This window comes from Microcoleus sp. B7-D4, assembly GCF_036705125.1.
In the GTDB taxonomy this organism is placed as follows: domain Bacteria; phylum Cyanobacteriota; class Cyanobacteriia; order Cyanobacteriales; family Microcoleaceae; genus Microcoleus.
In genome coordinates this window covers 64,643-72,034 of sequence record NZ_JAUBTT010000036.1, presented here as the reverse complement: position 1 = coordinate 72,034, position 7,392 = coordinate 64,643, and the positions used below count along the sequence as shown (strand labels likewise).

Below are 7,392 nucleotides of genomic sequence, written 5' to 3'. Positions count from 1 at the left end.
CTTGGTGGTACATATGTGGACATATTGGGTTTTTTGAGTGAATTATCTCAGTCTACATCAATTGTCTGCCTTATGGCGGGAAATGTCTAAGAAAAACTCGTCCTGGAGATTACTCCTGGACTGTGCGGGTGAGGTCATCAGTTAGCGACTCACACATAATAAGGTATAAAAAAGCAATGATAGTCCCAACCAAATCAGAAAGCAATACCGAGTTAATTGCAATGCTTGGCAAATTAGCGGCGCTGCGATCGGGTGAACCGACTCGCCTAACAGCGGTTTGTGTTTGAGAACTCCGCGATAGGAATTGGTCCCTCCTAGTTGTACTCCCAAGATGGCGGCGTAAACGCACTCGCTCCAACCGGAATTGGGACTGGCATCTTTAACAGCATCTCTCTGACAAATTTGCCAAATGTAAATCGGTTTGCCAGATATAACGGCTAAAGTAATCACTGTTAGCCGGCAAGGAATCCACGTCAGTACGTCTTCTAGTTTGGCGCTAAACCATCCTAAATCAGTGTATGGCGCTTCTTTGTAGCCGACGGTAGAATCTAATGTGCTGGCTGCTTTGTAAGCGATCGCCAAGGGGACGATCGCACTCGCCCACATCGAGTTAGGATCGATCGGGCGATCGGTAACACTTAATAATAGATGCGGCAGAGCGAACCCAAGTAAGGCATAAAATAGCGGTGCTGTCACGCCATCGACTGCATTCTCTGTTACAGTTTCTAACACGGCTCGCAGAATTTCTGGCTCGGATAAGTTTTCGGTATCCCGGCCGACGTAAAGGCTCAACCTTTCTCGCGCCTTGACTAAATCTCCAACATTTAAAGGTGCTAGCACATCCTCTGCTGCGGCCCTCAAACTGCGACCTGCAAAACAGCTTGCGAGCAAAATGGTCTGTATGGCAATACCTAAAAGAGGATGTACCCAACTAGCAGCTTGGACGATCGACCAACTGACAGTATAACTGCCTACAATCAGTCCGATCGCTAGTATTGTACCAGCACCTCGTAGCAACAGTTGGTGCCGAGATCCAGCGGGACTAGCACCTGCTTCAGGCATTTTACCTGCGGGATTATTCCATATATTAAAGACAAATCGAGTATAGCGGTCGATCGCCCAACCCATCGCCTGCACGGGATGCGGCCAACCCCAAGGATCGCCGATCGAATAATCCAACACCGCAGCTAAAATCAAAACAGGAAATTCATCCGGCATCATTATATATTGTGTCAAACTTGATAGTCCGGCCGAGCAGGAGCGATCGCAATGGTAGCGCAGGTTTTAACTACTGCTACCCTTGCGGAGGCAAGATTTTTGAGCTGCAATTTTAACGGCTGAGATTACTTTCGTCGCGGAGCAAGTGTACGTTCTGCTCCCAATTAACACCGTCAAAGGGTAGGATCTGAAAGTGTTCGATGGCATAGTCGTCAAGACAGCGGACGTTGACATCGAAATGATCGGGATGCGATCGGGGGCGATAGAACGAGTGAATGCCGCAAATTCGGCAGAAAGTATGTTGAGCAGTTCCTGTATTAAATGTATAGGTGGTCAAAACATCTTCGCCACTGAGCAAGGTAAAACGTTCCGGCGGCACAATGAGGTGCAAAAATCCCTTCTTTTTACAGATAGAGCAGTTGCAATCAGATGCTTCGTGTTTGTCAACGGCGACACGGAAGCGGACAGCACCGCAGTGACAGCCGCCAAAGTAGGTAACAAGTGTTGCGTCCATGTGTGCTTGCTGGCGATCGAATGAATGAACTTACCATTTAAATGATAAAGCTAGTTTCTTCCCCAAGAGCGGCTTGCCAACTGCGGACATCATAGTATAAGTCTTCGAGGGAAATACTGTACAGCGCTTCGGCAAGTTTTTTGTGCAATCGGTTCCACAAACTGAATGTTACCCAGTCCTCTGCTTGTGTCGCGTCGGGAAAATGTCGAGGTAAAGGTTCAATAGTTTCACCTACAGCCTCTAAGATTTGTCCTAAAGAGATTTGAGCGGGCTGGCGGGCCAATTGATATCCTCCTTGGGCACCCCGAACAGATTGGACTAAACCGGCTCGTCGCATTTCAATCAGCAATTTTTCTAGATACGGAGCAGGTAACTCCTGTCGCTTCGCTATCGATTTCACCGATGTCGGGCCAAAGCGAGGTTGCAAACTTAGATCCAGTAATGCTTTGACACTGTAGTGTCCGCGTGTGGTTAACTTCATGGGATTTTAAGAGCGGGGCAAATATTCAGCTAGCTGATAGCTGATAGCTTATGCTACCGAGTTTAGAGATTGCTCGCACCGGTTGCAGCTACTCCTCAAGAAAGACTGCAGGTTGTTAAAAATATTTAGATAATAGTGGTTAACAATTGAGCCGATCGGTGTAATATAGTTTTACGACCAGCTATAAAGCTAAAGTTTCTTGGTCAAACCAAAAACCAACCGAGAAAAAATCCGTACACCAGTTGAATATTTCAGGACTCAGTAAATGGCTAAAAAGAAAAATATCGAACCCCTTGAAGGCGAAGATCTGATCAAAAAGGTCAAAGACCTAGAGAACCTTACCAAGGAAGAAAAAGCTAGAGCCTGTGGCTACTACACCGTTACCAAGAACGGCGTAGAACGGGTTAACATGATGAAATTCCTGAATGCGCTGATTGATGCAGAAGGCATTCAGCTAGACGGGAAGCAAAACGGCAATGGACGCGGCGGACGCTCTGCCAGCTATCGGATTAGCGTTCAATCTAACGGCAACTTACTGATTGGAGCGGCCTACACCAAACAGATGGAACTCCAGCCAGGAGATGAATTTGAAATCTCTCTGGGACGCAAGCACATTCACCTGCGCCAAATCGATCGAGAAGAAGAAGTAGCCTAGGCCTTTACCACTTGCTTTGACTTCTTGCTTGAACTGGTTGGTTTGACTTCAAGCATTGACTGCAAGCAGAGAATTGGCTCTGAAATCTTTCTGTGAGCCTAAAACACTATGGCTTCTATAGATGGCAATGGCTCGACAAAAGCCACTGCCACTACTTTATATTTTCCGAGAATACCTATTCTCGACCCCTCGCTATATCCGTTTGGACAAGCGGGGGATCTTCCGCGTAGCAGTTAAAGAGAAGTTCGGCAACGGATTGTGTACCGGATGTAACGGATGTAACGGATGGATGTTCGGCAGCCAATAGTGTACGGGATTTAACGGATGTAATTGATGAACCGAAGAGGTTTGAAGGAAGAATTAGGTTTGGTTGAGCTAGGAAACTCACCAAAGCAAGAAAATGGCGGAGGTATTCTGGGCCAAGAGTGCGTAATACGAGTTTAAAAAAAAGAATGCAACTGTCGGCAAACTCCAAAGCACGAGCTTCCTCATCCATCCCCAATTATTTAATCTAAAATCTAAAATCTAAAATCTAAAATGGTATAAGTCTCGTGCTTGCTCCTGATTTGTGTCTGGGTGGGAGGGGTTTTGATGGCAAGGAAACACCTCGATCGCCCCTAAGTGAAATTACAGGCTGGAACAGTTAAAGTGTTAGGGAGCAATTAGTCATCAGCCTATGCCGTTGCCCCGATTCGCGAGCAAAACTTCTCAACACCAAACAAAAATCTCCCTGCGTCGCCTTCTAGTGGCCTCTTTTGTGCTGCAAATCGTCGCAGCAGTTGCGATTGTCGGGTATCTGTCCTTTCGCAACGGAGAAAGAGCAGTCGAAGAGCTCGCCGAGAAATTGATCGCGGAGACGGGAAAGAGAGTGGAAGAAAAGCTGATTTCTTTTCTCGAACCTACCCAGTGGGTAAATAAACTTAACGCTGAAGCGATCGAGCGCGGTGAATTAAACTTACAGTTAGAAAAGCCGCAGCCTCGGGGAGAGAAGTTCCTCTGGCAACAAATGCGATCTTTTAAAACCATTCAATGGATATCCTTCGGTGCTGAAAAATCAGGGGAATATCTCGGAATTTGGCGCAACCCCACGGATAACAGCTTGCAAATTGTCGCGGCGAACAAGTCTACCAACTTTCACAGCATTTACTACGCTACCGACGGCAACGGCACTCGCACCGATAAATTAAAGGCAGAACCCGGAATCTACGATGCCCGTCTCCGCCCCTGGTACAAAGAAGCTGTCGCAGCTAATAAACCGATTTGGACGAGCATTTATCCGGGTTTTACTCCTGGGACTGTTTTTATTGCTGCTAGCCAACCAATTCGCGATCGAAATGGTAAATTGCTGGGAGTTAGTGCCGTAGACTTTTCGCTCTCGGATCTTCAGCAATATCTCCATCGCATCAAGCTTAGCAAAACGGGACAAATTTTCGCGATCGAACGATCGGGCTTGCTGGTTGCCAGTTCAAGTCAAGAATCACCCTTTAGAAAGATGTCGGGAAAGCAGCAACTGCAGCGGCTGAATGTTTTAGACAGCCAAACTCCTGTCATTCGCACCGCAGCCGAGTATTTGTACGAACACTTCGGGGGCTTTGGCGACATTAAGCAGCGGCAGCAACTGCAATTTAGCCGAGACGGGCAGGCATATTTTGTGGAAGTGCTGCCGTTTTCTGATGTTTACGGTTTGAACTGGCTGATTGCGATCGCAGTTCCCGAATCCGATTTCATGGGGCAAATTAACAAAAATACGCGCACTACAATTTTACTTTGTTGGGGGGCGCTGCTGCTATCGACAATTGCTGGAGTGCTGACAGCGAGGTGGGTAACGCTGCCGCTGCTGCGGCTCAATGAAGCAGCTAAAGATATTGCCGCCAGAAAGTTCGATCGCGCTGTTGCTGTCAGCAGGCTTGATGAAGTTGGGGAATTAGCGCAGTCTTTCAATGAGATGGCAGATCAACTGAAACAGTCTTTTCAAGCTTTGGCAGAAAGTGAAGAAAAATTTGCCCAACTGGTAGAAAATTTGCCCGTTGGAGTCTCGACGATCAATCCGGGCGGCGCAGTTATTTTCATGAATTCGGCTGGAGAGCAAATATTAGGCAGGGGAGAAATGCCCGATGCCACCGCAGCAGAGCTACCACAAGCTTATCAAATTTATATAGCAGGCACTAATCAACTTTACCCGGTCGAGCAAATGCCGTTTGTGCGGGCGTTGAGTGGCTTGGAGGTGATTGCTGAAGATATGGATATTCGCCGAGACGGAAAAAATATTCGTTTGGAAGTGCGAGCGCTGCCGGTGTTTGATGGTGCGGGGAATATCCTTTATGTTATTACTGTTTTTAAAGATATTACGGCTCGCAAACACGCAGAGCAAATATTGGCTGACTACAACCGTACCCTCGAAATTGAAGTAGTCGATCGCACGAGGGAGCTAGCCTCGATCAATGCCCGCTTGCAGCTCGAAATTGAGGAGCGCCAGCAAGCTGAAAAAATTATCCGTCAAGAGCGCGACTTTAATTTAAAGATTATCGAAAATTCTCCGATTTTTTTTGTGGCGATCGACTCTGAGGGTAAAATCCTGCTGGCGAATAACAGTATGCTGGAAGCGGTGGGCTATACTGCCACAGAAGTTGCAGGCAAAGATTACTTAGCTACATTTGTACCCCCAAGCGATCGAGCCGGATTACATTCAATTTTTACGGGCGTAACAGCGCGGGAGCAAACGGTTAACGAACATCGCATTCTCACTTCGGACGATCGGACTTTGTTAGTCGAGTGGCACGGCACACCGGTGCTAGACGAAGGTGGCCGCCTGGATTTCTTGTTTGGATTTGGGATTGATATTGGCGATCGCAAACAAGCAGAATTAGCCTTGCAAAAAAGCGAAGCTCTGTTTCACAAATTAGCGAACACTGTTCCCGGAGAACTTTACATCTTCGTGCAGCATCCCGACGGCTCAGTCAAGATGGAATATATCAGTCCTCTGTGCCGAGAAATTCAAGAATTAGAGCCGGAGGAAATCCAGAACAACTCTGCTTTACTCTACGAACAAATGCACCCGGACGATCGATCCAGTCACTTCGAGGCAATTGTCAAAAGTGCCACTGATCTAGAACTATTTTCCCACGAGTGGCGGATTGTGACAGCATCGGGAAAACTCAAATGGCTGCAAGGTTATTCTCGACCAGAATTGCGCGAAAATGGAGATATTGTCTGGCACGGCATAATTATTGATACGAGCGATCGCAAACAAGCAGAACAAGAACTCCAACAAGCCAAAGAAGCCGCAGAAGCTGCCAACAAAACTAAAAGCCTCTTTCTCGCCAACATGAGCCACGAATTGCGAACCCCCCTCAACGCCATTCTCGGCTTCGCTCAATTAATGGAACCCAGCGCTAATTTAACTTTGGCGGAAAAAGAAAATATCCAAATTATTCGCCGCAGCGGAGAACACCTGCTCCAACTGATCAATCAAGTCTTAGACTTATCTAAAATTGAAGCTGGGCGCATGACACTCAACCCCAAAATCTTTGACTTGTACCGCTTGCTGGGGGACGTGCAGAATATGTTTCAAATTGCGGCGAAAAATAAAGGATTGCAAGTAATTATTGACTGCTCTTCCGATGTCCCCCAATACGTGCAAAGTGATGAGGTTAAGTTGCGACAAGTGTTGATTAATCTCTTAGATAATGCGGTTAAATTTACCCCCAAAAATGGTTCAGTTTCAGTCACAGTTGGGCAAAATAAATTCCGAATAATTAACCCTACAAAAAACGATTTTTTAAATGTTGCAGAACATCAAGAAATAGTTTTTATTGGGTTTGAAATAGCCGATACAGGAGTTGGCATTTTGCCGGAACAATTAGAAAGCATATTTGAATTATTGGTGCAAACTTCATCAGAAAAAAAAGTTCAAACAGGTACGGGTTTAGGATTAAACATCAGCCGCGAGTTCATAAGATTAATGGGGGGCGACATTACTGTCGAGAGCGAAGTGGGACACGGCACAGTCTTCAAATTTGACATTCAAGTTGTTAGCGCAGCGGGTGCTGGTGAAGCGATCAATAAATATGTTCAAGTCAATGATTTATCGCCGATTTCAAGTATGGTACAAGAAAAAATATCTGATAGTGCTGCAATATTTACGCTGGACTCCAAGCCGAAAGTTTCCTCAGAATGGACGAGCAATCTAAAACAGGCCGTCCGTGAGGCTGACTTCGACTTGATTGCCAGAAGTATTGAGGAAATCGGTATCGATAATGATGTTTTTGCGGAAGTTCTGATGAATCATCTATATAATTTTGATTATCAAAAAATACTAGATTTGATTGCTGAAATTGAGCTGTAGGTTGCGCCGAAGATTAACTTATACAGCCTTTCTCAGTAACAGTGCGGTACGGTTGAGAATTGTCAGGTAATCAGTAGACAAGAGTGCCTAAATTTTTGATGGATAGACAAACCAAACCGCAGATTAAGGCAGATGAACACAGATTAACGCAGATCATTTCTATATCTGCGGGCTATTGG

Annotated in this window: 5 protein-coding genes; 2 read left to right on the top strand and 3 right to left on the bottom strand. The window is 46.1% G+C overall.

The window, feature by feature from the left end; all coding sequences use genetic code 11:
* Nucleotides 1–141: 141 nt before the first annotated feature.
* The 3 genes from cbiB to QUB12_RS16280 form a co-directional block, all read right to left on the bottom strand.
* The gene (cbiB, locus tag QUB12_RS16290; RefSeq protein WP_333148093.1) at nucleotides 142–1,221 is read right to left on the bottom strand and encodes an adenosylcobinamide-phosphate synthase CbiB; all 1,080 of its coding nucleotides are present in this window, start codon (nucleotides 1,219–1,221) and stop codon (nucleotides 142–144) included.
* Nucleotides 1,222–1,330: 109 nt separating this feature from the next.
* Nucleotides 1,331–1,732, bottom strand: coding sequence for a GFA family protein (locus tag QUB12_RS16285; protein WP_333148091.1), 402 nt, complete (start codon nucleotides 1,730–1,732; stop codon nucleotides 1,331–1,333).
* A 37-nt stretch (nucleotides 1,733–1,769) separates the two neighbouring features.
* Entirely contained in the window at nucleotides 1,770–2,213 is a 444-nt protein-coding gene (locus tag QUB12_RS16280; protein ID WP_190656033.1) for an Rrf2 family transcriptional regulator, read from the bottom strand.
* A 265-nt stretch (nucleotides 2,214–2,478) separates the two neighbouring features.
* Between QUB12_RS16280 and QUB12_RS16275 the strand changes: the two genes are divergently transcribed.
* Complete coding sequence (locus QUB12_RS16275; protein ID WP_333060228.1) at nucleotides 2,479–2,868, top strand: AbrB family transcriptional regulator; 390 nt, start codon at nucleotides 2,479–2,481, stop codon at nucleotides 2,866–2,868.
* Nucleotides 2,869–3,544: 676 nt separating this feature from the next.
* Nucleotides 3,545–7,213 carry a PAS domain S-box protein gene (locus QUB12_RS16270; RefSeq protein ID WP_333148088.1) on the top strand — a complete coding sequence of 1,223 codons (3,669 nt, stop codon included), beginning with the start codon at nucleotides 3,545–3,547 and terminating at the stop codon, nucleotides 7,211–7,213.
* Nucleotides 7,214–7,392: the final 179 nt, after the last annotated feature.

Coding starts and splice junctions, on each gene's coding strand:
- QUB12_RS16280 (WP_190656033.1), bottom strand. CDS start 2,213: ATGAAGTTAACCACACGCGGACACTACAGTGTCAAAGCATTACTGGAT.
- cbiB (WP_333148093.1), bottom strand. CDS start 1,221: ATGATGCCGGATGAATTTCCTGTTTTGATTTTAGCTGCGGTGTTGGAT.
- QUB12_RS16275 (WP_333060228.1), top strand. CDS start 2,479: ATGGCTAAAAAGAAAAATATCGAACCCCTTGAAGGCGAAGATCTGATC.
- QUB12_RS16285 (WP_333148091.1), bottom strand. CDS start 1,732: ATGGACGCAACACTTGTTACCTACTTTGGCGGCTGTCACTGCGGTGCT.
- QUB12_RS16270 (WP_333148088.1), top strand. CDS start 3,545: ATGCCGTTGCCCCGATTCGCGAGCAAAACTTCTCAACACCAAACAAAA.